This window comes from Allobosea sp. RAF48, assembly GCF_052114025.1.
Lineage (GTDB): Bacteria > Pseudomonadota > Alphaproteobacteria > Rhizobiales > Beijerinckiaceae > Allobosea.
Map to the genome: position 1 here is coordinate 307,921 of NZ_JBFRDZ010000005.1, position 23,496 is coordinate 331,416.

Consider the following 23,496-nt stretch of genomic DNA (forward strand, 5'->3'; position numbering starts at 1 on the left):
CGCAAAGACAGATCGCCGAACCTGCGTCCGTCAGGACGCAAGGCGAGCTGACCGGCCAGGGAAAGGAGTTCACGCCATGTCGCAGACGCACTCCCCTCACCCCTCGCTATCGCTGCTTCACAAGGACGTCCTTGGCCTGGTTGACGCGAGCGGCAAGGCCGCTGGTGCCCCCGGCATCCGGGTGGATGCGCTTCATCAAAGCCCGGTGGGCTTCGCGGACCGCCTCCTCGCTCGCCCCCGGCTGAAGCCCCAGGATCTCGTAGGCCTCCTGCTGCGTCATCGCGCCCGCGCCCGGCGCGCCGCGCTGCCCCGCGTCGCGATCACGCTGAGCGTCTTCACGCCAGCCGGGCGACCGGCGGTCGAGATATGCCTCTAGCAGGCGTGCTCCATCGGGATCGCGCGCCAGGCATTCACGCATCAGCGCGCTGAGTTCGCTCATCGTCAGGCCGTCGAGCGCGCGCCCCGCATAGGTGCCCGCCCTGACGCTGCCGGTCATCGCGCCGCTGTCGTGGTCGAGCTCCATCTCCAGCAGGGTCGAGCCGACCTTCGATGTCGTGCCCGCCGTCGGCCCGGACCTGTCGGCCCAGGGAAAGCGGATGCCGCCCGGCCCGGTCGCGCTCCAGCCGAGCAGCCAGGCGCCGACGCCGCCCAGGAATATCGCCATGTCCATCCGGCCGCGCACGATCAGCAGCCCGGCTACGCCGAGCGAGGCGACGCCGCCGACCGTCTTCATCACCCGCGCCAGCGCCTTCGGATTGGTCCCGGCGAAGAGCTTCGCCAGCCACCAGACCAGGATCAGGACGGCGACGCCGTAGAGCAAACCCACTAGCGCCCTCCGTCCATGGCGGCGATCAGCCCCTTCACCGCCGGGCTCGATCCGGCGAGCCGCAACATCGCCTCCCGGCCGCCGGCAGCATAAGCAGCCGCACCGCGCAGGAGTTCCAGCAGCGAGGCCGGCGCGTTGACGTCAAAACGCGCATGCGCCCCGCCAGTCAGCCGCGCGATCGTCGCGAAGGCCGCGCTCGCGGCGGGATCGAACCCCTCCTGGAAAACGAAGCCGCGGATGCCGCGCAGGCCGAGCTCTCCTGCCAGCGTCGCCAGCGCATCGACATCCTCTTCCATTGCGTCGCCGACAAAGACGAAAGCGCGCACCGGCACCTTTGCAGCCTCGTCACGGACATGGCGCAGAACGCGGGCGATCTGTGTCTGTCCGCCCTCGCAAGCAATCCTGCGCATCAACCCGGTCAGCCGCTCGGGCTCGCCGACCCATCCCGATGCCCGGCATTCGCCGATGCCCCGGAAATAGACGAGCTGGACGGCCAGCCCGCCGCTCTGTCCGGTGACCTCGAACATCCGCGCCTGCAGCGAACAGGCGAGATCCCAACTCGGCTGGCGGCTCATCGTGGCGTCGAGCGCGAAGACCAGCCGTCCGGCCTGGCCCGTTGCCAGCGGCGCCAGCCGCTTCGCCGCTCCGAGGAAGCGGTCGATTTCCCCTGGCTGCGAATGCCCTGTCGGCGTGGTCGCGGCGGCCTTGCCGACAGCGCGATCGTTCTTCTCGTTCATCAACCCATCGATCCGACGGAATCGTTCCGTTCGTTCTGATATTGGCCATCGCCACCGCATTTGCTACCCGTCCCGGACGGAGGTCGGCCTGTTCCTCTCAGCCCTCATCCTGAGGAGCGGACGAAGTCCGCGTCTCGAAGGATGCTTCAGATGGTTCCGGAACCTCCTGGAGCATCCTTCGAGACGCCGCGACGCGGCTCCTCAGGATGAGGGCTGCGAAGATCGACGCAGACGAGAAAGAGAAGTCCATGGCTGGGATCACGGTATTCGAGACGGTCGCCGCGATGCGCGAAGCCGTCGCCGGCTGGCACACGGCCGGCGAAAAGGTCGCGCTGGTGCCGACCATGGGCGCGCTGCATGAGGGCCACATCGCGCTGGTCACCGAAGGCCAGCGGCACGCAAGGCGGGTCATCGTCTCGATCTTCGTCAACCCGACTCAGTTCGCGCCGCACGAGGATTTCAAGAAGTACCCGCGCACCTTCGACGACGACTGCGCCAAGCTCCTCGCGGCCGGCGCGGATGCCGTCTTCTTCCCTTCGGTCGACGAGATGTATCCGGCGGGCTTAGCCACCCGGGTGCTGTTGCTGGGTCCGGCCGCCGTCGGCCTCGAAGACCGCTTCCGCCCGACGCATTTCGAGGGCGTTGCAACGGTCTGCTGCAAGCTCTTCACCCAGTCGCGCGCAGATTGCGCGATCTTCGGCGAGAAGGACTATCAGCAGCTCAAGGTCGTCACCCGCATGGCTGTTGATCTCGACCTCGGCATTGCCGTCGTGCCGCTGGCGACGATCCGCGAGGCGGACGGCCTCGCCATGTCCTCGCGCAACCGCTACCTCTCGGCCGAACATCGGGCGCTTGCGCCGGTCCTCCACCGCGTGATGCAGGACCTCGCCACCCGCATCCGCAACCGCGACGAACTGTTCAAGGCGGTCGCCGACGCGCAGAACGCGATCATCACCGCCGGCTTCGAGCTCGATTATCTGGAAGCACGCCACGCCGAGACACTCGCGCCGATCACCTCGCTCGCCGATGGCCCGATCCGCCTGCTGCTCGCCGCCCGTATCGGCAGCACGCGCCTGATCGACAACATCCCGGTCTGAACGCCGCCGCGACCATGATTGCGGCGTCAAACGGAAACGCTACGCTGGCAGGGCTCGGGAAGCCGTCGGGCCAGCCGTCGGCATCCTGAAAACGCCCGAGCCAGAGGAGAGCGGTGGATGATCCATGCATCGGGGAGCGCGGCGCGCGGCCGAACCACTTTCCTGTGCCGGGGCGCCGCCATCGTTCTCGCCTGCGCGCTGCTCGCCGACACGGCTGCCCAGGCCTGCACCCGCTTCGTCTATTTCGGAGCGAATGGCAGCGTCGTTACTGCGCGCTCGATGGACTGGAAGAGCGACATCGCCACCAATCTCTGGATTCTGCCGCGCGGCGTCGAGCGTACCGGCGAGACTGGCGCGAACACCGCGCGCTGGACGGCGAAGTACGGCAGCGTGATCGCCTCGGCTTACGACATCTCCAGCAGCGACGGCGTCAACGAGGCCGGGCTCTCGGCCAATCTGCTTTGGCTGGTCGAGTCCGAATATCCCAAGTTCGAAGCCGGCTCAAAGCCGGGGCTGAGCATTTCCCTCTGGGCGCAATATGTCCTCGACAACTTCGCCACGGTGAGCGAGGCCGTCGCCGCACTGCGTGAGGAGCCCTTCACCATCATCACGGACGCGATGCCGGGCGAGGACCGCCTCGCCACCGTGCATCTTTCGCTTTCCGATTCGAGCGGTGACAGCGCCATCATCGAATATGTCGGCGGCAAGCAGGTCATCCATCATGACCGCGCCTATCAGGTGATGACCAACTCACCGATCTTCGAGAAGCAGCTCGCGCTCGCCGAGTACTGGAAGCAGATCGGCGGCACCGTGATGCTGCCGGGCACCAACCGTGCTTCCGACCGCTTCGTCCGCGCCGCCTTCTATGCCAACGCCATCCCGAAGGACCCCGACCCGAACCGGGCCGTCGCCAGCGTTTTCAGCGTCATCCGCAATGTCTCGGTGCCCTACGGGCTGACGACGCCCGACCAGCCGAACATTTCGTCGACGCGCTGGCGCACCGTCTTCGACCATGCCCGCAAGCTGTATTTCTTCGAGTCCGCGCTGACGCCGAACACCTTCTGGGTGGACCTCAAGAAGATCGACTTCTCCACTGCGGGCGGCACCCGCAAGCTCGATCTCGGCAAGGATCAGGACCACACCTATTCCGGCGATGCGACCGGCAGCTTCGTCCCGGCCAAGCCCTTCGCCTTCCTCGGCCTGAAGGGTTGAGCCCGTCGCTTACAGAAGCCCGAGCCCAGCGAGCTCTCGCCGCAGCTCCTCCGGCATCTCGCCGAGATCGCCGCCATGCTCGGAAAGATCGCGCGGCGCGTCCTTGGCCTGGAGATAGCGCCAGCCCTGGAAGGGGCGGAACGGGCGCGGCTCGACCGGAACCACCGCCGGTTCCATCACGAGATGGCAGCGGCCGATGCCGTCCGCATCGGTGAAGGGGCGTATGTCGGTCAGGCGCTGGCGCGCCGAGATCTGCCCCTTGATCACCCAGTAGAGCGAGCCGCCATCGAGGATCTCCTCGATCTTCTTCGGCACCATGCGCGTCGTATGAAGCTGCTCGATCGGTTCGCCGCGCGCCTGGCGCTGGGCCACGCGCTGCTCGATCCATTCCTCGAGATCGCCGATCGATTCCGCGCCGACGCAGAGCTTGAGCAGGTGCAGGGACATGGTCGCTAAAATAGGCTTCGGAGAGCCGGCCGGCCAGCCTCTCCGGCCTTTCTCCACAGATCGCCTCAGGCGCGATGCGCCAGCACATTGACGAGCCGCCCGAACGGGTCGCGCAGGAAGAAGCGCCTGACACCCCAGGGCTCGTCAACCGGCCCGTACTCAATCGGCAAGCCAGCCGCCTCGACCCTGGCGAGCACCGCATCGAGATCATCGACCTCGATCGACAGGTCCGGCACCGGCGCGCCCGAGCCGCCCTCGCTGGCGAAGCCGAGCTGTGGCCGGGCCGCGTCGCCATCGGCCGCATAAGTCTGGATCCAGCCGTGGTCCATGACGGGGTGCATGTCAAAAATGCCCCCGTAGAAGGGTTTTGCCAGCCCCGGTTCGGCGGCTAGCATGTTCGCCACGATACGCTTCACCGTCATGCTCTTTCCCTCGACAGGCTACGGACGATCATCATGCGCGGACTCACAGGCAAGGCCATCCTCGTCACCGGCTCCTCAACCGGCATAGGCTATGCCATGGCCGAGCGCCTGATCGCCGAAGGCGCGAAGGTGCTGATCCACGGCCGCGACCGGGCCGATGTCGACGCGGCGGTCGCCCGTCTCGGCACTGCCGCCAGCGGCATCACCGGCGACCTCGCCGAGCCTGCCACGGCACAGGCCATCGTCGATGCCACGGTCGGCGCCTTCGGCCGCATCGACGGGCTCGTCAACAATGCGGGCATCTATCCGCGCGGCATCCTCGGCGAGACCACCGCCGCCTTCTTCGACCATATGTTCGCGATCAACACCCGTGCGCCGCTGCTCTGCGCCGAGGCGGCGATCGGCGCCTTCCGGGCCCAGAAATCGCCGGGCGCCATCGTCACCGTCGGCTCGATCAACGCCTATTGCGGACTGTCGAACCTGACCGTCTATTCGATGTCGAAGGGAGCGCTGATGACGATGACGCGCAACCTCGCCAACACGCTCGGCCCCGAGCGAATCCGCGCCAACCAACTCAATGTCGGCTGGACCTGGACCGCCAACGAGGACGCGACGCAGCAGCGCGAAGGCCAGCCGCTAGGCTGGCAGAACCATGTCCCGCTCCGCCATGCGCCGACCGGCCGCATCATGCAGCCGGAGGAGATCGCCGCGCACACCGCCTTCTGGCTCTCCGACGACAGCGCGCCCGTTTCCGGCCAGATCTACGAGGCCGAGCAGTTCCCGATCATCGGCCGCGGATGAACGAGATTTCTCCAAGGCCGTTCGAGCCCTGGCTCTCGCGCTGGAGCCTTGTCCCGGACGGCGCGCCGATCGCAACGCGCGCCAGCCGCCTTCTGCCCGTCCTGCGGCACGGCGCGCCCGCCATGCTCAAGCTGCCCGAGGCCGAGGACGAGCGGCGCGGCTACCTGCCGCTGGTATACTGGAACGGCGACGGCGCCGCCCGCCTGCTCGCCCGCAGCGAGAATGGTGAGGCGATGCTGATCGAGCGTGCCACCGGTCGGCGTTCGCTGGCCGCCATGGCCCGCAGCGGCGCGCAAGGCGACGACGAGGCGACGGCCATCCTCTGCGACGCGATCGCCGCCCTGCAGAAGCCGCGCGGCCCGGCCCCCTGCGGGCTGATCCCGCTCGAAACCTGGTTCAAGGATCTCTTTCCGATGGCGGACGAACGCGGAGGCCTCCTCGCCCGCTCGGCCGCGGTTGCGAACGAACTCCTCGCCGCCCAGCGCGAGGTCATGCCGCTGCACGCCGACCTGCATCATGACAACGTCCTCGATTTCGAGGGACGCGGCTGGCGCGCCATCGACCCGAAATCCGTGATCGGCGACCGTGCCTTCGAATACACCATCCTGTTCTGCGACCCAGACCTTGCCGATCCACAGCCGCCCGTCGCGGTCGCGCCGGGCGCCTTCGAGCGGCGGCTGGAGATCGTGCTGGCGAAATCCGGACTGGAGCGAGGGCGCCTGCTGAAATGGATCGTCGCCTGGTGCGGCCTCTCGGCCGCCTGGTTCATGGGCGACGACGATCCGCTGGCGGAGGTCAATTTGACCATCTTGGAGAAGGCGGCCGCAGCGCTCGCCAATTAGCGCTCCCTTTAGTCCAATCCTCGTCATCCCGGACGCAGCGAAGCGGAGATCCGGGATCCATGCATGAACCGTTCCGGAACGGATCCCGGATCGGCGCGGCTGCGCCGCTTGTCCGGGATGACATAGGGGGGGACGGCAGAGCCCTGAATCAAAACCTCAGCGATCGCCCACAAGCGATTCCATCGATTCGGCTATTCGCCGATCACGACCACCTTCGCACCCTCGGCCACCTGAGCTCCCGGCTCGCCCACGACCTCGCTGACCGTGCCGTCGCGTGGGGCTGTCAGCACATGCTCCATCTTCATCGCCTCGACGATGGCGAGGCGCTGGCCCTTGGTCACCGCCTCGCCGGCTGCGACGAAGAGAGCGACGAGCTTGCCGTGCATCGGCGCCTTGACCACGCCGCCGGAGCCGGCAGCCGCGTCGAGATCGACCTTGAAGGAATCGAACAGGGACACCGCCGTCTGGCGGCCGCGATGCAGGGCGAACCAGATGCCGCCTTCGCCCTCGGCCAGTGCGATCTCGTGCTCGCCCTCCCCGATCTCGTGACCGGGCAGGCTGACGCGCGCATCCTCGCCATGCCATTCGATCTGCGCCTCGATGCGCTCGCCATCGACCAGCAGCGGCAACCCGAGTGGCTGGCGCGGCATCAGCGAGAAGGAGTCGGGGTCGAGCCAGGGCGAGCGCGCCTCTCCTTCGGCCCGGCCGGCCGCCTCGATCATGCCGTCGGCCTGCCGCTCCTCTTCGAGCTGCAGGGCCGCCGCCGCCACGGCTGCTGCGTCGAGCGGCTGCGACTCGGCCCCGAGCGCGCTCATGTTGCGGTCGATGAAGCCGGTATCGAACGGCCCGGTCCGGAAGCCCTGGGCCTCGGTCAGCTTCTTCAGGAAGGCGAGATTGGTGCGCGGCCCGGCGACGACCGTTTCTCCCAACGCCGCACCCAACCGGTCGAGCGCCTCGTCGCGCGTCGCGCCATGGGCGATCACCTTGGCGATCATCGGATCGTAGAACGGCGTCACGGTATCGCCGGCTTCGACACCGGTATCGACGCGGATGCCCTCGCCCTCCGGGAATTGCAGCGCCCAGAGCTTGCCGGTCGAAGGCAGGAAGCCCTTCTCCGGGTCCTCGGCATAGAGCCGCGCCTCGACCGCATGGCCCGACGCCTTGACGTCGCCTTGCGTGAAGCCGAGCGGCTCGCCCGCCGCGACCTTGAGCTGCAGCTCGACGAGGTCGAGCCCGGTGATCGCCTCCGTCACGGGATGCTCGACCTGGAGACGCGTATTCATCTCCATGAAGTAGAAGCGGTCGGCCCGCAGGCCGTCACGGCCATCGGCGATGAACTCCACCGTGCCGGCCCCGACATAGCCGACAGCCTTCGCCGCTTCCGTCGCCGCCTTGCCCATGGCGGCGCGCACTTCGGCCGTCATGCCCGGCGCCGGCGCCTCCTCGATGACCTTCTGGTGGCGCCGCTGCAGCGAGCAGTCGCGCTCGTAGAGGTGGACGACATTGCCATGGCTGTCGCCGAAGACCTGGATTTCGACATGGCGCGGCGAGAGCACGTATTTCTCGACCAGCACGCGGGCATCGCCGAACGCATTCTGCGCCTCGCGCTGGGCGCTGGTCAGGGCATCGGTGAAGTCCTCGGCCCGCTCGACCTTCTTCATGCCCTTGCCGCCGCCGCCAGCGACCGCCTTGATCAGCACGGGATAGCCGATCCGCTCAGCTTCTTCAGCCAGGAAGCCGGCATCCTGCTCGGCGCCGTGATAGCCCGGCACCACCGGCACATCGGCCTTCTCGACCAGCGCCTTGGCGGCGTCCTTCAGCCCCATCGCCCGGATCGCGGAAGCCGGGGGGCCAACGAAGACGATGCCAGCCGTAGCGCATGCGTCAGCGAACTCGGCATTCTCGGAGAGGAAGCCGTAGCCGGGATGGATGCAGGCTGCTCCAGCCTCCTTCGCCACGGCGAGAATCGTGGCAGCGTCGAGATAGCTCTCGCGGGCCGGTGCCGGGCCGATATGGTAGGCCTCATCAGCCATCTGCACGAACAGTGCCTCGGCATCGGCGTCCGAATAGACGGCGATGGTGTGCAGGCCCAGCCGCTTCGCGGTGCGAATGACCCGGCAGGCGATCTCGCCGCGATTGGCGATCAGGATGGAGGGCAGCTTGGCGGCGATCGTCATGGCGGCGGCATCCTCGAAAGACGTGCCGCCTTTATAGCCCGCCCGCCGCTTCTGTCTGCGCCTTGTTGCGCAAACCCGGTTGGGACGCTTCCGAATCCGCGCCCCGTCGCAGCGAGCGCCAGATCGCCCAAGTCGCCTGGAAGCAGAGCCCGGCGACGAAGAGATCGAACAGATATTCCGGCCAGCGCACCGGCGCGACACGCGCGGCAAGCCCGACCAGCGCGAAGCCCGTCGTCGAGATCGCATCGTTGCGGCTCGACAGCCAGGTCGCTTTGATCACTGGGTTATCCTCGCGCCGGAAGCGCCAGAGCGCGGCGATGACAAGCAGCGCGATGACGATGGCGCTCGCGGCGGCGAAGCCCAGCGTCCAGATCTCGATCGGTCGCGGGCGGAGGATCTTGTCCCAAAGGTCGTAGAGCGTGTGCAAACCGGCGACGGCCATGACGGCGCCGATCGCAACCGCCGCCAGCCGCTCGGCCCGCGCATCGCGGCCGAACACGACCGCCGCGATGCCGTAGAGCGCGACGTCGTAGACCCAGTCGACGGCGTCCTTGAACAGCTGGGCGTTGCCGATGGCGAGCGCCCAGGCGACGGTCGCCACCGCCTGCACGAGGATGCCGAGCGCGATGCCCCAGATCGTCAGCGTGTAGGCGCGGGCGAGCGCGGGGCTCGATGCCGAGCTTCCCGCGCCATCCTCATGGCCGGGCTCGTCCCGGCCATCCATGTCTTGCGTCCCTTCGACCACCCTCGCCCCTGTCATCCCGGACAAGCCGCGTAGCGGCGCCGATCCGGGATCCATGCCGGAGCGCGAGTCGGCAAGGCTCAGGAATGGATCCCGGGTCCACGCTGCGCTCCGCCCGGGATGACTGGCAAGGGCGGAGTTAACCGCGCCCGACGAGCGGGGCCTTCGTCGCCATCACCGTGACGAAGAGGATGTTCGCGTCGAGCGGCAGCCCGGCCATGTGCAGCACGGTGGTGGCGACGTGGTCGACATCCATCACCGGTTCGACCTTCACCGAGCCGTCGGCCTGCGGCACGCCGGTCGTCATCTTCTTCGCCATGTCGGTCAGGGCGTTGCCGATATCGACCTGGCCGACGGCGATGTCGTATTTGCGCCCGTCGAGCGAGGCGGTCTTGGTCAGGCCGGAGATCGCGTGCTTGGTCGCGGTGTAGGCCACCGAGTTCGGCCGCGGCACCTGTGCCGAGATCGAGCCGTTGTTGATGATGCGGCCGCCGCGCGGCTCCTGGTCCTTCATCGCCTTGAAGGCGGCCTGGGTGCAGAGGAAGGGCCCGGTCAGGTTGGTGTCGACGACCTTCTGCCAGTCCTCAAGCGAGAGGTCCTCGAGCAGCACGCCGCCCGGCGCGTTGACGCCGGCATTGTTGAAGAGCACGTCGACCCGGCCAAAGGCCTCCCTGGTCTTCGCGAAGAGGTTCTCGACCGAGGCCTTGTCGGTCACATCGGTCGAAACCGCGAGCGCCCGGCCCTTGTCGACGCCGGAGAGCGCGATCGTCTCCTCCAGCGCATCCGCCCGGCGCCCGGCCAGCACGGTGCGGTAGCCATCCTTCAGGAAGGCGATGGCGACCGACCGCCCCACGCCCGAGCCGGCACCGGTGATGATCGCGACCTTATTATGCCCAGACATGCGTTTCCTCGTGTTTCCCTAGGCCTAAATCGTTTGAGATGGCGAACGACCATAACGGCCGGAACCGCTCGGGGGAACTGTGCGGCGGCCCGCGCTCCATGCACTTGCCGCCCGCCAGCCCTGCCTTATCGTTGTAGTCGGGAGGACGACGCGATGACCAGCCTGAACCGCCGCCATCTGCTCGCTGCCGGCGCCGCTGCGCTCGCCGGCCCGGCGCTGGCCCAGCAGCCGGGCCACGAGCATCACGGCCCGCAATACGAGCGGCTCGCCCAGCCGGGGCGGATCGAGAAGCCCGCGCTTGCCGCGACGCAGAACGTCTTCGATTCGCCCGCGCCGAAAGCCACCGCGCCCGGCCGCTGGACCCCGAAGGCGCCGCTGCCGCTGCCGCGCTCCGAAATGGCCTGGGCAACGGCCTTCGAGGACAGGATGCATGTCGTCGGCGGCTATGGCGAGCAGCGCACGGACCGGGCCTATCACCATGTCTACGATCCCAAGGCCGACAAGTGGCAGGACGGCGCGCCCCTGCCCCAAGGCGCCAACCATGTCGGCGTCGCCTTCCTCGATGGCAGGCTCTACGCCATCGGCGGCTTCCTCGAGCAGAACCGCAAGCCGCATCCGCGTTGCTTCACCTATGACCCCAAGGCCGATCGCTGGGCGGAGATCGCGTCCCTGCCCCGCGCCGCCGGCTCCACCGCGGTCGTCGGGCTAGGCGGTGTGCTGCATGTCATCGGCGGCGCGATCGGCGAGACCACCGAGACCAAGCGCTCGATCGACTGGCATCTGGTCTATGACCCCACGGCCGACCGCTGGAGCGAACGCACGCCCCTGCCCACCGCCCGCGACCACACCGGCACGCTCGCCATCGGCAACCTGATCCATGTCATCGGTGGCCGGGTCGATTCCTTCCATACCAACTCGAACCTCCACCATTCCTACGATCCGGCCGCGGATAAATGGACGATGCGCACGCCCGCGCCGACGGGCCGCTCCGGCCATGGCGCCGTGCTCTATCGCAGCAAGGTCTTCGTCATGGGCGGGGAAGGCACCAATCGCGTCTTCGGCCAGATGGAGGCCTATGACCCTGCCGCCGACGCCTGGGAGCAATACGCGCCGATGCTGACGCCGCGCCACGGGCTTGGCGCCGCGCTGGTCGGCGATGCGATCCATGTCGCCGGCGGCGGCCCGATCATGGGCGGCGGCGTGCAGAGCGCGGTCCACGAGGCGTTTTCGCTGGGGTGACACCGGAACCCGGCCTGCGCAACCGCCCGAAACGGCTCCGGGAGCTCTTTGGCGAAGCAGAACCCAGCGGCGCCTCCGCTCTCCGAGTGCAGTTGTGTTAAGATAACCTTGGAACGGCCACGGGATTTCGAGGAGCAACCGGACGACCAACGTATCCAAAATCATGGACGACGATGGGAGGACCAACGATGGGCACAGGATGCGTTACGCTTGCCGCAGCCCTCGGGCTGCTGGCGCTGGCCGGCGGTGTGGCTAAAGCCCAGACGGCAGAGATGAGCTTTTTCGTCACCAGTGCCGGCTCCGGCAAGGGCGCGGACCTCGGTGGCCTCGAGGGAGCAGATGGGATTTGCCAGCGTCTCGCCCAGGCGGTTGGCGCCGGCAGCAAGACCTGGCGAGCCTATTTGTCGACGCAAGCAACTGGTGACGCGCCAGCGGTCAATGCGCGTGATCGTATCGGCGCCGGTCCTTGGCGTAACGTCAAGGGAGTGGTGATCGCCGCCAGCGTCGCAGATCTGCATGGCGCTGCAGCGAATCTCACCAAGCAGACCGCGCTGACAGAGAAAGGCGAGACCGTAAACGGCATCGGCGACAAGCCCAACGAGCACGATATGCTGACGGGCTCGCAGATCGACGGCACAGCATTCGGTCCGGGTGAGGACCGTACCTGCGGCAACTATACCAAGAGCGGCACGGAGGGGGCTGTGATGATGGGCCACCATGACCGCACGGGGCTCGATCAATCGCCGCCCGCGAAATCCTGGAACATGTCGCACCTCTCGCGAGGCGGCTGCAGCCAGGATGCTCTGAAAAGCACAGGCGGCGCCGGCCGCTTCTACTGCTTCGCTACCAACTGACGCGATTTCGCGCGGCGGCCGCCGAAGGTCACAACCGACGATCGGCGCCGTTCGCGCGGACGACGCCGCGGATTTGCGCGCCTTCCTAACCGCGATCCATCCGGTCGCCCTACGTCGGAGGCTGTGGAGCCGCCCGAGATTCTCGGGTCTCTCTGCCGTCGCCCGCGAATGACGGAGGCGGCGCGCGGCGGATCACATCCGGAACACGCCGAACTTCGTCTCCGGGACCTCGGCGTTGAGCGTGGCTGAGAAGGCCAGAGCCAGCACGCGGCGGGTCTCGGACGGCAGGATGATGCCGTCGTCCCAGAGCCGCGCCGTCGCGAAATAGGGCGAGCCCTCCTCCTCGTATCTGCTGCGGATCGGCGCCTTGAAGGCTTCCTCGTCCGCCGCCGGCCAACTCTTGCCCTCGGCCTCGATATTGTCGCGGCGGACGGTCGCGAGCACGCTCGCCGCCTGCTCACCGCCCATCACCGATATCCGCGAATTCGGCCAGGTGAACAGGAAGCGTGGGCTGTAGGCGCGGCCGCACATGCCGTAATTGCCGGCACCGAAGGATCCGCCGACCAGCACGGTGATCTTCGGCACTCGCGCCGAAGCCACCGCCGTGACGAGCTTGGCGCCGTCCTTGGCGATGCCGCGGGTCTCGACGTCGCGGCCGACCATGAAGCCGGTGATGTTCTGCAGGAAGAGCAGCGGAATGCGCCGCTGGCAGCACAGTTCGATGAAATGCGCGCCCTTCAGCGCACTCTCCGAGAACAGGATGCCGTTATTGGCGATGATGCCGACCGGGATGCCGTGGATGCGCGCGAAACCCGTCACCAGCGTCGTGCCGTAGAGCTTCTTGAACTCGTCGAACTCCGAACCGTCGACCAGCCGCGCGATCACCTCTCGGATATCGTACTGCTTCTTGAGATCGGTCGGGACGACGGCTTCCAGCTCGGCCGGGTCATAGAGCGGCTCGACCGGCTCGGCGATGTCGATATCCGGCCGCTTCACGCTGTTGAGATTGCCGGCGATGCGCCGGGCGATGGCGAGCGCATGGGTATCATCGCCGGCATAATGATCCGCGACACCCGAGAGCCGGGCATGGACGTCGGCGCCGCCGAGATCCTCGGCCGAGACCACTTCGCCGGTCGCAGCCTTCACCAGCGGCGGGCCGCCGAGGAAGATCGTGCCCTGCTTCCTGACGATGACCGTCTCGTCCGACATCGCCGGCACATAGGCGCCGCCGGCGGTGCAGGAGCCCATCACCACCGCGACCTGCGGGATGCCTTCGGCCGAAAGCGTCGCCTGATTGTAGAAGATGCGGCCGAAATGCTCGCGGTCGGGGAAGACCTCGGTCTGGTGCGGCAGGTTCGCGCCGCCGGAATCGACGAGGTAGATGCAGGGGAGACGGTTCTCGCGCGCGATCTCCTGGGCGCGCAGATGCTTCTTCACCGTCATCGGATAGTAGGTGCCGCCTTTGATCGTCGCGTCGTTGCAGATGATCATGCACTCGCGGCCGGCGACACGCCCGATTCCCGCGATCATGCCAGCGGCATGGACGTCGCCCTCATACATGCCGAAGGCAGCGAGCGAGCCGATCTCGAGGAAGGCCGAACCAGGATCCGTCAGACGCAGCACGCGCTCGCGGGGCAGCAACTTGCCGCGGGCCGTATGACGCTCGCGGGACTTGGCATTGCCGCCGAGCGCGGCAGTGGCGCGGTGCTGCTGCAATTCATCGCGCAGGGTTGCCCAGGCTTCGGCATTGGCGCGCGTTTCGGCCGAACTCAGATCGACCTTGCTTTCGATGACCGGCACAGCGCGCTCCCTCGACGACAATCCTTGCCCGAGGTTATGGCGCGCCACGTCTCAAACGCCAACCGGCACGGACGCCCGGACGCATCCCGGCAAATCCGCGCCGGGCGCTGCCGCTCATTCTCTCATCTTGTTGATCGAGCCGGTCACGGACGGCGCAGCGATTGCCCAGCCCCCCGGCCGAGGACGGGGTTAGGCATGGCTAACGAAGAGCATCAGGCCGGAGCCGTCGGCCCGAAGACGCGCTCGAAGGCCTCGCGCAACACCGAATCGGCCTCCGGCATCGTCACCGGCAGACCGAGATCGACGAGCGAGGTCACGCCATGCTGGCTGACGCCGCAGGGCACGATGCCGCCGAAATGCGAGAGATCGGGATCGACATTGAACGAGATGCCGTGGAACGACACCCAGCGGCGGACGCGGATACCGATCGCGGCGATCTTGTCCTCGACGGCTGCACCCTTCTCCGGCCGCCTAACCCAGACGCCGACCCTGTCCTCGCGGCGCTCGCCACGGATGTTGAAATCGTCGAGTGCACCGATCAGCCAGCCTTCGAGCGCAGCGACGAAGCGGCGCAGATCGGGCTGGCGCCGCTTCAGGTCGAGCATGACATAGGCCACGCGCTGGCCGGGGCCGTGATAGGTGAACTGCCCGCCCCGCCCCGACCGGAAGACCGGGAATCGCTCCGGCGCGATCAGATCCTCGTCGCGTGCCGAGGTGCCGGCCGTGTAGAGCGGCGGGTGTTCGACCAGCCAGACGCGCTCGCGCGCCTTGCCGTCGGCAATCAGGCCGGCGCGCAGCTCCATCTCGGCGACGGCCTCGTCATAGCCGGTCAGCCCCTCGGCCACGACCCATTCGACAGGCTCGGAGACCCCCTCCGGCAGGAAGGAGACGGCCAGTTCCTCACGCATCTTCACCATGGCTTAACCATGTTCCGTTCAATCTTTCCCAGCCGGACACCCGGCGCGACCATCGGCAAGCCTGATGCGCCGAAAACCGGCAGGCAGGCAAGTTTCGCTGGTCCAATTCTGAAGTAGGGTTCCGGAGGCAGGACTTGAAGGCCGATCTCGATCTCGTTCCTGTCGAGCTCACTGTCGTGCTGGGGCAGACCCAGATGCCGATCTACAAGCTGCTCCGACTCGGCCGCGGCGCCATCATCGAGCTCAACGCCAGCGAGACCGACGAAGTCCAGATTCTCGCGAACAACCACCCCTTTGCCAAGGGAATCGTCGTCGTCAGCGGCGCGAAGATCTCCGTCGAGATCACCCAGATGCTGAAGCGCCCGACGATCTACACGCTGCAGAGCGTCGCCGAGGCCGCCTGAACCGGCCCATTCTGGGGAAAATTCGATATCGTTCGTTTTTCCACAGTGACACCCTTGTGGCGGCGGATTCGATTTGCTAGATCGGCGCCGCTCCCTGGTTGCACCGCCCGCAACCGGAAACGAGCTGCGGTCGTGGCGGAATTGGTAGACGCACTACCTTGAGGTGGTAGCGGGGAGACCCGTGGAGGTTCGAGTCCTCTCGACCGCACCAAATTCGGATGATGTCCAGCGAAAGGCGACCCTCGGGTCGCCTTTCGTGTTTCCGGCGACATCGCGAGGCGTTGCGACGAAAGCTTTGCGGTCGACCGCAACACCGAATCGCGTCCTTGGGGCGGAATCACGGGGCTGCCGCGGATTGGGCTGACAGGCGGCAGAACTTTGGTAACGTAAACCGGCCGTCAAGCATTCTCCGCAATTCTCCGCGAGATGAACTCCCACCGCATGCAGCGCTCCCGCCTCCTGCCCTTTCTGGCTGCCGCCGCTTTCGCGGCCCTCGGCGGCTGCGTGGCGCTCGACAACTATCCGTCGAAGGGCGATGCCCGGCCTCATCCCGGCGTTGCGGCCGCCCATAGCTACCCGATTCACGGCATCGACATCTCGCGCTGGCAGGGCGATATCGACTGGGCTTCGGTCAAGGCGGCCGGCACCCGTTTCGTCTACATGAAGGCCACCGAGGGCGGCGACCATGTTGATCCTGCCTTCCAGCGCAACTGGGAGGGCGCGCGTCGCGCCGGCATCCCGCGCGGCGCCTACCACTTCGTCTACTGGTGCCGTCCGGCGCACGAGCAGGCAGTCTGGTTCAAGCAGCAGATCCCCAACGACGCCGATGCGCTGCCGCCGGTGCTCGACGTCGAATGGAACGGCCACTCCCGCACCTGCCCGCAGAAGATCGACCGTGAGCTGGCGCGCGAGAAGATCCAGCTCATGCTGAGGGAGCTGGAGCAGCTCACCGGCAAGAAGCCGGTGATCTACACGGACATCACATTCCACCGCGAGGTCCTGGAAGGGCAGTTCAACGAGTATCCCTACTGGATCCGCTCGACGGCAGCCCTGCCGGAAACGCGCTACAACAACCGCACCTGGGGCTTCTGGCAGTTCACCACCACCGGCCGCGTGCCCGGCATCAAGGGCGACGTCGACCGCAACGCGTTCTTCGGCACGGAAAGCCAATTCGCCGGCTGGCTGCGCGGCGAATACGACATCGGCACGCGCATTTGGGACAAGCGGGAGGCTGCTCCGCAACCGGCAACGGCTCCTGCGCCTCAGCAAGCCCCCGCGCCGGCTCCTGCTCCCGGCCCGGCACCGCTGCCGGCGCCGGAAGTACCGAGCGATGTGCCGGTCGCGCGCATCCCGGGCAGCGCTCCCTCCGTCGCTTCGGCCTTCCAGTCGAGCCGCATGGCCGCGAAGGCGGCTCAGGAGTCCGACCTCGACGATTGAGCAGGCCGCCAGCCCGGCGGTTAACCAAGGCTGAAACTCTTCGTTAGACTGCGCTGCAATTCTAACCGCTGCTTAACCACGCTCCCGCCATCTGGAGATGTGATGCGGGAGGAACACATGCCAGCGGGCAAGCTGACCAGCGGACGGACCGGGCTTGCAGCCCTTGCCCTTGCGGCGCTTCTGACCTGTTTTGCCGAGCCGGCACTGGCGCTCTATCCAAAGAAGGGCGACAGCGCCCCGCATCACGGCGTCCGCGATGCGCGGCGCAAGGTCATCCAGGGCATCGACGTCTCGCGTTGGCAGGGCGAAATCGACTGGGCGAGGGTCAAGGACGCCGGCACCCGCTTCGCCTTCATCAAGGCGACTGAAGGGGGCGACCACCTCGATCCGAACTTCAGGCGCAACTGGGCGGAAGCGAAGAAGCACGGCATCCCGCGCAGCGCCTATCACTTCGTCTGGTGGTGCCGTTCCGCGAAGGATCAGGTGCGCTGGATCAAGAAGCACATCCCGCGCGACCCCGATGCACTGCCGCCCGTCCTCGACGTCGAATGGCAGAACGATTCGCAATGCACCCGCAAGATCTCGCGCGAACTGGCGCTCGCCAAGATCGCCGAAATGCTGAAGGGTCTGCGCGAGCACACCGGCAAGAAGCCGATCATCTATACCGACATCAATTTCCACGAGGACGTGCTGGAGGGCGAACTCAAGGATCACCCCTTCTGGCTGCGCTCGACCGCCGCGCCACTGGCCAAGCGCTATGACAGGGATCGCTGGGAGTTCTGGCAGTTCACGACCACAGGGCGCGTGCCCGGCATCTCCGGAGATGTCGATCGCAACGCCTTCTTCGGCAGCGAGCGCGAGTTCGAAGCCTGGCGCCAGGGCCGCTTCGACATCGGCTCGCGCAAATGGCATGGCGGTGAGCCGAAAGTCGCCGAACACAAACCACTGCCGACGCCGGCGGGCGCCCGCGCGCCGAAGGCTGCGGGCGGGACGCAGCTCAAATTCGTCCCGCCGGGGCGCATCCCACCCGCGCGCACGGCCGCGAACCGCAACTGAGCTTCAGGCGACAACTGTCACGTCGCTGTCACATATGCGGCGCCCTTAGGCGCGCCGCCGACCAGCCTGCGGCGGTAGCGGAAGCAGACCATGCCCGGCGACGTGCAATCCCAATCCGGTATCATCTGGGCCTATCGCTTCGATGAGAACGGACAGCCGAGCAGGATTCCCCGCGAAGCGCTGCCGAGTCTTGCTCCGACGGAAGGCTTCGTCTGGCTGCATCTCGACCTCGTCCACACCCGCGCGCAGGCGTGGATTGCCGAGCAGGCCCTGCCGGACGCAACGCAGGAAGCTTTCCTTTCCCACGAGCAGCACCAGCGGCTCGACCATTCCGCCAACCTCGCCTGGGGCGTCTCGCACGATCTGATCCGCGACATCGCCGACAAGTCGGAGGATGTCGGCGCGCTACGCTGGATCATCAGCGACAAGTTCCTGCTGACCGGCCGCCGCGAGGCGCTGCATTCGATCCGCATGACGGCGGAAGCGCTCGACCGTGGCGAGCCGGCTGCGAGCCCGGCCGGGCTGTTCGAGCAGATCATCGAATACATCATCGACGACATCACAGATGCCGTCGTCCGTCTCGTCGAAGAAACCGACAGCGTCGAGGACCATATCCTGCTCGACAGGCTCCATGACGGGCCGCAGCGCGTCGGCGCCGTGCGCCGGACAGCCGTGCGCCTGCATCGCCAGCTCAGTGGACTGCATGTGCTGTTCCGCCGCTTCGCCGAGACCCAGTCCGGCCGCAGCGCCCCGGACGCGGTCAAGGCGGCGGCATTGCGGCTGCTCCAGCGCATCGACGGCCTGCACCATGATGTCCAGTCTGTACAAGATCGTGCTCGGCTGCTGCAGGACGAGATCGCCGCCCGCTCGGCCAGCCGCACCAACCGACAGCTTTATGTCCTCTCGCTGCTCACGGCGCTGTTCCTGCCCGCAACCTTCATCACCGGCCTGTTCGGCATCAATGTGAAGGGACTGCCCTGGGTCGAGTCGGATTTCGGCGCCGGCTTCGTGACCATGTCCTGCATCTGCGCCGCGCTGTTCACGCTGATCCTGCTGCGCCGCCGCGGCGTGATCGGCGACTGAGCCCCTGGAGCACCCGCCGATCAGGTTGCTCCAACCTGATCGGCGCGGCTCTGGGTCATGGACCCGCGAGAGCTGCTGCCGGCCGCTCCGTGATGCGGATCACGTCAAGCACCCCACCTTCGACCACCGGCAGAACCCGGTTCGCCGCGAGCCCGGTCTGGCTCTCCGGTTCCAGCATCACCGGCAGCAGCGCCGCCAGGGGCTGGTCGAGGCCGATATAGACGTCGCCGGGCTCGAGCTGAATCGAAGCCTGCTCGAGTGCGTAGCTGCCCTTCACGATCTGCCCGGCACCGGTGTCGTCACCGCGTCCATCCTCCTTGGCGCCGAGCTCGACCTTGACGACGCGGTAGCGCTCGCCCGCCACCGTCTCCGCCCTGGCGACGGTCTGCGTCGTAAGGCCGAGCCTGCGTAGCGCTTCGATCGCATCGCCATCCTTCGCGGGCAGGACGTAGCCGGCCGGCCGCGGACGCGTCAGCGTGGTTTCCATGTCGAGGGAGGAAAGCCATTTCACCTCGACCACCCGATCCTGCCCCGTTACCGGATCGATGAAGGTCAGCTTGCGCTGCTCCGGCTGCTGCCGCGCCGTGACGATGAAGGGCGTGCCGGGCCTGATCGCGACAACCTCGGCCTCCGCCCGGCGTGTCGCCGCCAGGATGTCTCCGGGCTGCCGGGCCGCAAGCGTCAGCATCGCCTCGGCAGCGACGACATGGGAATGGACCCGCCGCGCCAGATGTGCCCGGCCAAGCCCGACACCGCGCGTCTCCAGCAAAAGGCTCACCGCATTGCGCAATCCGGCAACGTTGCGCCCGGTATCGGCCCCGATGCTGCCCATCGCCACCGGCGAGGCCGGATTGGCGCCATCGGTCGTGTGATACCAGTCATAGGTGACGCCGGCCGCGTCGAAGGCGGTGCGGAGCGACGGCAGCACGACCTCGTCCTGGATCTGCTTCAGCGCCGGCGCGAGGTTCGGCACCGTCGCGGCCTGGATCATCCCGTCGATCCGCACCAGCCCGCCGGTCTTCTCGACCCAGCGCCCGCCGACAGTGAACTCGTGACAGTCGAGGAGGATGTCCGGGCGATAACGCGTGAACAATGCGGCGATCGCCCGGATCTCGGGGGTGCGCAACTGGGTGTGGTCGCGGTTGGGATCGACTCCATCTGCCAGGGCGCGGCGAAAGCGGTCAGCTCCATCGGGATTGCCGCGCGGCACGATCACGACATCGACCGCATCGAGCAGCGGCGTGAGATCACCAGCGCCGAGCCGCTCGGCCAGCACCAACATCGCCTCGCCGCCGGCCGGCTCGTTGCCGTGCTGCTGGCCGATCAGCATCACCACCGGCCTCTGGCCCTTGCCGACCGTATCGACGCCATGGCGCGTGAACACCAGGGCGGGCATGTCGCGTCCCTCCTGGCTCTTGGCCACGATCGACAGCGTCATCAGCGGCGCGCGGGCAGCGAGCCCGGTCAGGAACGCCATCATCTCGCTTTGGCTGGTAAAGTCAGCCTTGCCGGACGCGAAGGCCGGGGTGGTGTAGATGACAGGCGGATCGGGATAGCGCTCCGCCGCGGCCGCACTCTCGCGATAGGCGGATTCGGGCTTGAACTGGGCCTGGGCCATGCCGCCCAGCGCGACGATCAGACAAGCCGCGAGGATGTTCCGACCGCTCATGGCGCCCTCCCGGCCCGGTGCATCGGCGGCCATCCTAGACGTCGAGCCGCGCGCCCCGCAATGTCCGCGGGAGGTCCCGCAGAGATACGAAGACGGGTGCCTTCACGCAGCGGCAGGATGCGTGTTCACCTCGACCGTGACATGCGAGAGCGTGGGCAGATCGGCGAGCAGCGCCTTGTAGGCTGCGGGGGGCTTGGGTTGGCCGGTGACGATCGAGACGATCGCGCTGCGATGCCCCGGCCCGACCTGCCAGAGATGCAGGTCGGCGATCTCGGCTCCCTCGGCGGCGAGCCTCTCGCCGATGCGCGTTGCCAGCGCCTCGTCGGGCACCGTATCGAGCAGCACGGCGCCGGAAGCGCGCAGCAGCCCGATCGACCAATGCGCGATGACGCAGGCGCCGACGATGCCTATCACCGGATCGAGCCAGACCCAGCCATAGAAGCGGCCGCCGAGCAGCGCCGCGATCGCCAGGATCGAGGTGAAGGCATCCGCGAGCACATGCATGTAGGCGGCGCGCAGATTGGTATCCGCGCCATGGCCGCCATGGGCGTGGTGATGGCCATGATGGAGATGATCGTGATCATGGCCGTGATGCCCACTGCCGCCATGACTGTGACCATGATCATGGTCATGCCCGTCGCTCAGCAGCCAGGCGCTCACGAGATTGACCAGAAGACCCAGCACGGCAATCACCGTCGCCTGGGTAAAGTCTATCGCGATCGGCGAGTAGAGCCGCAGCGCCGACTCCCAGGCGACGGCAAGTGCGATGAACATCAGCAGCAAAGCGCTGGCGAAGGCGGCGAGATCCCCAAGCTTGCCCGTTCCGAAGCTGAAGCGGCGGTCGCGCGAATGCTGCCGCGCGAAGCGATAGGCGAAGGCCGCGATGCCGAGCGCCGCCGCATGAGTCGACATGTGCCAGCCATCGGCCACCAGCGCCATCGAGCCGAAGACCGTGCCGGCCACGATCTCGACAACCATGGTGACGGCCGTCAGGCCGACGACAAGCCAGGTCCGCCGTTCGTGGCGATCATGCGCACTGCCGAGGAAGACATGCTCGTGCTGGGCGGGAAAGCTGTTGGCATCCGACATCGGTTCGTTCCGCTGCGTCAGAGATATTTGGTGAGGGCCTTGAGCTCGTCGAGCGACTTGCGCGCCTCAGGCGTCGAGACGTGGGCGTGGTCGAACAGGTGATGCTCGATATGGTCGAAGATCAGCAGCGACTTGACCTTCTCCAGCGCCTTCTCGACCGCCTGGAGCTGCTGCACCACCTCGGGGACGGCCCTGCCCGTCTCAACCATCCCGACAACGGTGCCCAGATGGCCCTGCGCGCGGCGCAGGCGGTTGATGATGTCGGGGTCCATCGCGTGGCTCATGCTTGTATCCTATCCCCCTGGATAGGATATGCAACACCGAACCTCCGTGGCTGGATCGGTGTATTGCCGGTGCCGGCCGCGAGGCCCGGCTACGGCATCGACGCCAAACTGCGCCGGGCGCGCCTGCGCACTGACGCACCGCCGCCGACGCGGCTATAACGAGCGCAAGGGAGCCCCGCTCCCACCGATCTTCCGGGAGGTTCCGCCATGCTTGCCAACGCGCCGCGCCCGTTCAATTTCGACCTCGGCGAGACCGCCGACGCCATCCGCGACACCGTCCACGCCTTCGCGCAGGAGAAGATCGCCCCGCGGGCCGAGGAGATCGACCGCACCAACCAGTTCCCGCGCGATCTCTGGCCGCAGATGGGGGCTCTCGGCCTGCACGGCATCACGGTCGAGGAAGATTATGGCGGCTCAGGCCTCGGCTATCTCGAGCATTGCGTCGCGGTCGAGGAAGTCAGCCGCGCCTCGGCCTCGGTCGGCCTTTCCTACGGCGCCCACTCGAACCTCTGCGTCAACCAGATCCGCCGCAACGGCAACGAGGCGCAGAAGCGCAAATACCTGCCCAAGCTGATCTCCGGCGAGCATGTCGGCGCGCTCGCCATGTCCGAGCCCGGCTCGGGCTCCGACGTCGTCTCGATGCGCACCCGCGCCGAGAAGAAGGGCGACGCTTATGTCCTCAACGGCAACAAGATGTGGATCACCAACGGCCCGATCGCCGAGACGCTGGTGGTCTACGCCAAGACCGACCCGGAAGCCGGCTCGCGCGGCATCACCGCCTTCCTGATCGAGAAGGGCATGAAAGGCTTCTCGACGCACCAGAAGCTCGACAAGCTGGGCATGCGCGGCTCCGACACCTGCGAGCTCGTCTTCCAGGATTGCGAGGTGCCGGAGGAGAACGTGCTCGGCCAGGTCGGCCGCGGCGTCAACGTGCTGATGAGCGGGCTCGACTACGAGCGCGTGGTGCTGGCGGCCGGCCCGCTCGGCATCATGCAGGCGGCGCTCGACGTGGTCATGCCCTATGTCCACGAGCGCAAGCAATTCGGCCAGTCGATCGGCGAATTCCAGCTCGTCCAGGGCAAGGTCGCCGATATGTATGTCGCGATGAATTCCTGCCGCGCCTATGTCTATTCGGTCGCCAAGGCCTGCGATCGCGGCGAGACGACCCGAGAGGACGCTGCCGGCGCCATCCTCATCGCGGCCGAGAAGGCGACGCAGGTCGCGCTCGACGCGATCCAGTTGCTCGGCGGCAACGGCTATATCAACGACTACCCGACCGGCCGCTTGCTGCGCGACGCCAAGCTCTACGAAATCGGCGCCGGCACCAGCGAGATCCGCCGCATGCTGATCGGCCGGGAGCTGTTCAACAAGACGAAGTGAGGGTCAAAGGTGCCGTCATGCTCGGGCTTGACCCGAGCATCTCAGGACGAGATGCCTCAACAGACAGGGCGGCAACGCGT

The 23,496-nt window shown here is 67.1% G+C and carries 22 protein-coding genes, 1 tRNA gene and 1 pseudogene; 12 read left to right on the forward strand and 12 right to left on the reverse strand.

The annotated features are described in order from the left end of the window. Window positions 1-106 precede the first annotated feature (106 nt). Window positions 107-826, reverse strand: a complete 720-nt coding sequence (locus AB4Z10_RS12325; RefSeq protein ID WP_441470689.1) for a DnaJ domain-containing protein — start codon at window positions 824-826, stop codon at window positions 107-109. Then, window positions 826-1,563 (reverse strand): VWA domain-containing protein, encoded by a 738-nt coding sequence (locus AB4Z10_RS12330; RefSeq protein WP_441470690.1) that lies wholly within the window; start codon window positions 1,561-1,563, stop codon window positions 826-828. The genes AB4Z10_RS12325 and AB4Z10_RS12330 overlap by 1 nt, the downstream gene beginning before the upstream one ends. A 248-nt stretch (window positions 1,564-1,811) precedes the next feature. On the opposite strand from AB4Z10_RS12330, the gene panC reads away from it, so the two are divergent. Further along, window positions 1,812-2,660 (forward strand): pantoate--beta-alanine ligase, encoded by an 849-nt coding sequence (gene panC, locus AB4Z10_RS12335; RefSeq protein WP_441470691.1) that lies wholly within the window; start codon window positions 1,812-1,814, stop codon window positions 2,658-2,660. 117 nt (window positions 2,661-2,777) lie between these two features. Beyond that, window positions 2,778-3,872 carry a linear amide C-N hydrolase gene (locus tag AB4Z10_RS12340; RefSeq protein ID WP_441470692.1) on the forward strand — a complete coding sequence of 365 codons (1,095 nt, stop codon included), beginning with the start codon at window positions 2,778-2,780 and terminating at the stop codon, window positions 3,870-3,872. A gap of 9 nt (window positions 3,873-3,881) precedes the next feature. On the opposite strand, the gene AB4Z10_RS12345 is transcribed toward AB4Z10_RS12340, so the two are convergent. Next, on the reverse strand, window positions 3,882-4,319 hold the full coding sequence (locus AB4Z10_RS12345) for a DUF1489 family protein (RefSeq protein ID WP_441470693.1): 438 nt from the start codon (window positions 4,317-4,319) through the stop codon (window positions 3,882-3,884). A 65-nt stretch (window positions 4,320-4,384) separates the two neighbouring features. Continuing rightward, window positions 4,385-4,741: a VOC family protein gene (locus tag AB4Z10_RS12350; protein ID WP_441470694.1), complete on the reverse strand. Its 357-nt coding sequence runs from the start codon at window positions 4,739-4,741 to the stop codon at window positions 4,385-4,387. Window positions 4,742-4,774: 33 nt separating this feature from the next. On the opposite strand from AB4Z10_RS12350, the gene AB4Z10_RS12355 reads away from it, so the two are divergent. Both AB4Z10_RS12355 and AB4Z10_RS12360 read left to right on the forward strand, forming a co-directional pair. After that, on the forward strand, window positions 4,775-5,542 hold the full coding sequence (locus AB4Z10_RS12355) for an SDR family NAD(P)-dependent oxidoreductase (RefSeq protein WP_441470695.1): 768 nt from the start codon (window positions 4,775-4,777) through the stop codon (window positions 5,540-5,542). Beyond that, window positions 5,539-6,384 (forward strand): aminoglycoside phosphotransferase family protein, encoded by an 846-nt coding sequence (locus AB4Z10_RS12360; protein ID WP_441470696.1) that lies wholly within the window; start codon window positions 5,539-5,541, stop codon window positions 6,382-6,384. Before AB4Z10_RS12355 ends, AB4Z10_RS12360 begins: the two co-directional genes overlap by 4 nt. 191 nt (window positions 6,385-6,575) lie before the next feature. On the opposite strand, the gene AB4Z10_RS12365 is transcribed toward AB4Z10_RS12360, so the two are convergent. From AB4Z10_RS12365 to AB4Z10_RS12375, 3 genes are all read right to left on the reverse strand, one after another. Next, window positions 6,576-8,561, reverse strand: coding sequence for an acetyl/propionyl/methylcrotonyl-CoA carboxylase subunit alpha (locus AB4Z10_RS12365; protein WP_441470697.1), 1,986 nt, complete (start codon window positions 8,559-8,561; stop codon window positions 6,576-6,578). A gap of 31 nt (window positions 8,562-8,592) precedes the next feature. After that, a complete protein-coding gene (locus AB4Z10_RS12370; RefSeq protein ID WP_441470698.1) occupies window positions 8,593-9,285 on the reverse strand; it encodes a cation efflux transmembrane domain-containing protein in 693 nt (230 codons plus the stop codon). 157 nt (window positions 9,286-9,442) lie between these two features. Next, window positions 9,443-10,204: an SDR family oxidoreductase gene (locus tag AB4Z10_RS12375; RefSeq protein ID WP_441470699.1), complete on the reverse strand. Its 762-nt coding sequence runs from the start codon at window positions 10,202-10,204 to the stop codon at window positions 9,443-9,445. Window positions 10,205-10,357: 153 nt separating this feature from the next. On the opposite strand from AB4Z10_RS12375, the gene AB4Z10_RS12380 reads away from it, so the two are divergent. Together AB4Z10_RS12380 and AB4Z10_RS12385 are read left to right on the forward strand one after the other, a co-directional pair. After that, entirely contained in the window at window positions 10,358-11,443 is a 1,086-nt protein-coding gene (locus AB4Z10_RS12380; RefSeq protein ID WP_441470700.1) for a Kelch repeat-containing protein, read from the forward strand. A gap of 188 nt (window positions 11,444-11,631) precedes the next feature. Next, window positions 11,632-12,297 carry a hypothetical protein gene (locus AB4Z10_RS12385; protein ID WP_441470701.1) on the forward strand — a complete coding sequence of 222 codons (666 nt, stop codon included), beginning with the start codon at window positions 11,632-11,634 and terminating at the stop codon, window positions 12,295-12,297. A 192-nt stretch (window positions 12,298-12,489) separates the two neighbouring features. Here the strand turns inward: AB4Z10_RS12385 and AB4Z10_RS12390 are convergent, their stop codons facing one another. Next, entirely contained in the window at window positions 12,490-14,097 is a 1,608-nt protein-coding gene (locus AB4Z10_RS12390) for a carboxyl transferase domain-containing protein (protein WP_441470702.1), read from the reverse strand. Between the two features lie 212 nt (window positions 14,098-14,309). Continuing rightward, complete coding sequence (gene lipB / locus AB4Z10_RS12395) at window positions 14,310-15,014, reverse strand: lipoyl(octanoyl) transferase LipB (protein WP_441470703.1); 705 nt, start codon at window positions 15,012-15,014, stop codon at window positions 14,310-14,312. Window positions 15,015-15,148: 134 nt separating this feature from the next. Here lipB and AB4Z10_RS12400 point away from each other — a divergent pair, with 134 nt between their 5' ends. The 5 genes and pseudogenes from AB4Z10_RS12400 to AB4Z10_RS12420 all read left to right on the forward strand — a co-directional run bounded on the left by AB4Z10_RS12400 (window position 15,149) and on the right by AB4Z10_RS12420 (window position 18,994). Further along, the gene (locus AB4Z10_RS12400) at window positions 15,149-15,418 is read left to right on the forward strand and encodes a FliM/FliN family flagellar motor switch protein (RefSeq protein ID WP_441470704.1); all 270 of its coding nucleotides are present in this window, start codon (window positions 15,149-15,151) and stop codon (window positions 15,416-15,418) included. Window positions 15,419-15,544: 126 nt separating this feature from the next. After that, window positions 15,545-15,629 (forward strand) — tRNA-Leu (locus tag AB4Z10_RS12405). Window positions 15,630-15,844: 215 nt separating this feature from the next. After that, window positions 15,845-16,618, forward strand: a pseudogene (locus AB4Z10_RS12410) (glycoside hydrolase family 25 protein); the annotation flags it as partial. Window positions 16,619-16,972: 354 nt separating this feature from the next. After that, entirely contained in the window at window positions 16,973-17,911 is a 939-nt protein-coding gene (locus tag AB4Z10_RS12415) for a glycoside hydrolase family 25 protein (RefSeq protein ID WP_441470705.1), read from the forward strand. Window positions 17,912-18,001: 90 nt separating this feature from the next. Further along, window positions 18,002-18,994 carry a CorA family divalent cation transporter gene (locus AB4Z10_RS12420; protein WP_441470706.1) on the forward strand — a complete coding sequence of 331 codons (993 nt, stop codon included), beginning with the start codon at window positions 18,002-18,004 and terminating at the stop codon, window positions 18,992-18,994. A 55-nt stretch (window positions 18,995-19,049) separates the two neighbouring features. Here AB4Z10_RS12420 and AB4Z10_RS12425 read toward each other — a convergent pair whose 3' ends face one another. From AB4Z10_RS12425 to AB4Z10_RS12435, 3 genes are all read right to left on the reverse strand, one after another. Further along, a complete protein-coding gene (locus AB4Z10_RS12425) occupies window positions 19,050-20,663 on the reverse strand; it encodes a M14 family metallopeptidase (protein WP_441470707.1) in 1,614 nt (537 codons plus the stop codon). A gap of 102 nt (window positions 20,664-20,765) precedes the next feature. Beyond that, window positions 20,766-21,752 (reverse strand): CDF family Co(II)/Ni(II) efflux transporter DmeF, encoded by a 987-nt coding sequence (gene dmeF / locus AB4Z10_RS12430; RefSeq protein WP_441470708.1) that lies wholly within the window; start codon window positions 21,750-21,752, stop codon window positions 20,766-20,768. Window positions 21,753-21,769: 17 nt separating this feature from the next. After that, complete coding sequence (locus tag AB4Z10_RS12435) at window positions 21,770-22,036, reverse strand: metal-sensing transcriptional repressor (protein ID WP_441470709.1); 267 nt, start codon at window positions 22,034-22,036, stop codon at window positions 21,770-21,772. A gap of 207 nt (window positions 22,037-22,243) precedes the next feature. On the opposite strand from AB4Z10_RS12435, the gene AB4Z10_RS12440 reads away from it, so the two are divergent. Next, entirely contained in the window at window positions 22,244-23,416 is a 1,173-nt protein-coding gene (locus AB4Z10_RS12440) for an isovaleryl-CoA dehydrogenase (protein ID WP_441470710.1), read from the forward strand. Window positions 23,417-23,496 lie beyond the last annotated feature (80 nt).

Coding starts and splice junctions, on each gene's coding strand:
- AB4Z10_RS12330 (WP_441470690.1), bottom strand. CDS start 1,563: ATGAACGAGAAGAACGATCGCGCTGTCGGCAAGGCCGCCGCGACCACG.
- panC (WP_441470691.1), top strand. CDS start 1,812: ATGGCTGGGATCACGGTATTCGAGACGGTCGCCGCGATGCGCGAAGCC.
- AB4Z10_RS12340 (WP_441470692.1), top strand. CDS start 2,778: ATGATCCATGCATCGGGGAGCGCGGCGCGCGGCCGAACCACTTTCCTG.
- AB4Z10_RS12345 (WP_441470693.1), bottom strand. CDS start 4,319: ATGTCCCTGCACCTGCTCAAGCTCTGCGTCGGCGCGGAATCGATCGGC.
- AB4Z10_RS12350 (WP_441470694.1), bottom strand. CDS start 4,741: ATGACGGTGAAGCGTATCGTGGCGAACATGCTAGCCGCCGAACCGGGG.
- AB4Z10_RS12355 (WP_441470695.1), top strand. CDS start 4,775: ATGCGCGGACTCACAGGCAAGGCCATCCTCGTCACCGGCTCCTCAACC.
- AB4Z10_RS12360 (WP_441470696.1), top strand. CDS start 5,539: ATGAACGAGATTTCTCCAAGGCCGTTCGAGCCCTGGCTCTCGCGCTGG.
- AB4Z10_RS12365 (WP_441470697.1), bottom strand. CDS start 8,561: ATGACGATCGCCGCCAAGCTGCCCTCCATCCTGATCGCCAATCGCGGC.
- AB4Z10_RS12370 (WP_441470698.1), bottom strand. CDS start 9,285: ATGGATGGCCGGGACGAGCCCGGCCATGAGGATGGCGCGGGAAGCTCG.
- AB4Z10_RS12375 (WP_441470699.1), bottom strand. CDS start 10,204: ATGTCTGGGCATAATAAGGTCGCGATCATCACCGGTGCCGGCTCGGGC.
- AB4Z10_RS12380 (WP_441470700.1), top strand. CDS start 10,358: ATGACCAGCCTGAACCGCCGCCATCTGCTCGCTGCCGGCGCCGCTGCG.
- AB4Z10_RS12385 (WP_441470701.1), top strand. CDS start 11,632: ATGGGCACAGGATGCGTTACGCTTGCCGCAGCCCTCGGGCTGCTGGCG.
- lipB (WP_441470703.1), bottom strand. CDS start 15,014: ATGGTGAAGATGCGTGAGGAACTGGCCGTCTCCTTCCTGCCGGAGGGG.
- AB4Z10_RS12415 (WP_441470705.1), top strand. CDS start 16,973: ATGCCAGCGGGCAAGCTGACCAGCGGACGGACCGGGCTTGCAGCCCTT.
- AB4Z10_RS12420 (WP_441470706.1), top strand. CDS start 18,002: ATGCCCGGCGACGTGCAATCCCAATCCGGTATCATCTGGGCCTATCGC.
- AB4Z10_RS12425 (WP_441470707.1), bottom strand. CDS start 20,663: ATGAGCGGTCGGAACATCCTCGCGGCTTGTCTGATCGTCGCGCTGGGC.
- dmeF (WP_441470708.1), bottom strand. CDS start 21,752: ATGTCGGATGCCAACAGCTTTCCCGCCCAGCACGAGCATGTCTTCCTC.
- AB4Z10_RS12435 (WP_441470709.1), bottom strand. CDS start 22,036: ATGAGCCACGCGATGGACCCCGACATCATCAACCGCCTGCGCCGCGCG.
- AB4Z10_RS12440 (WP_441470710.1), top strand. CDS start 22,244: ATGCTTGCCAACGCGCCGCGCCCGTTCAATTTCGACCTCGGCGAGACC.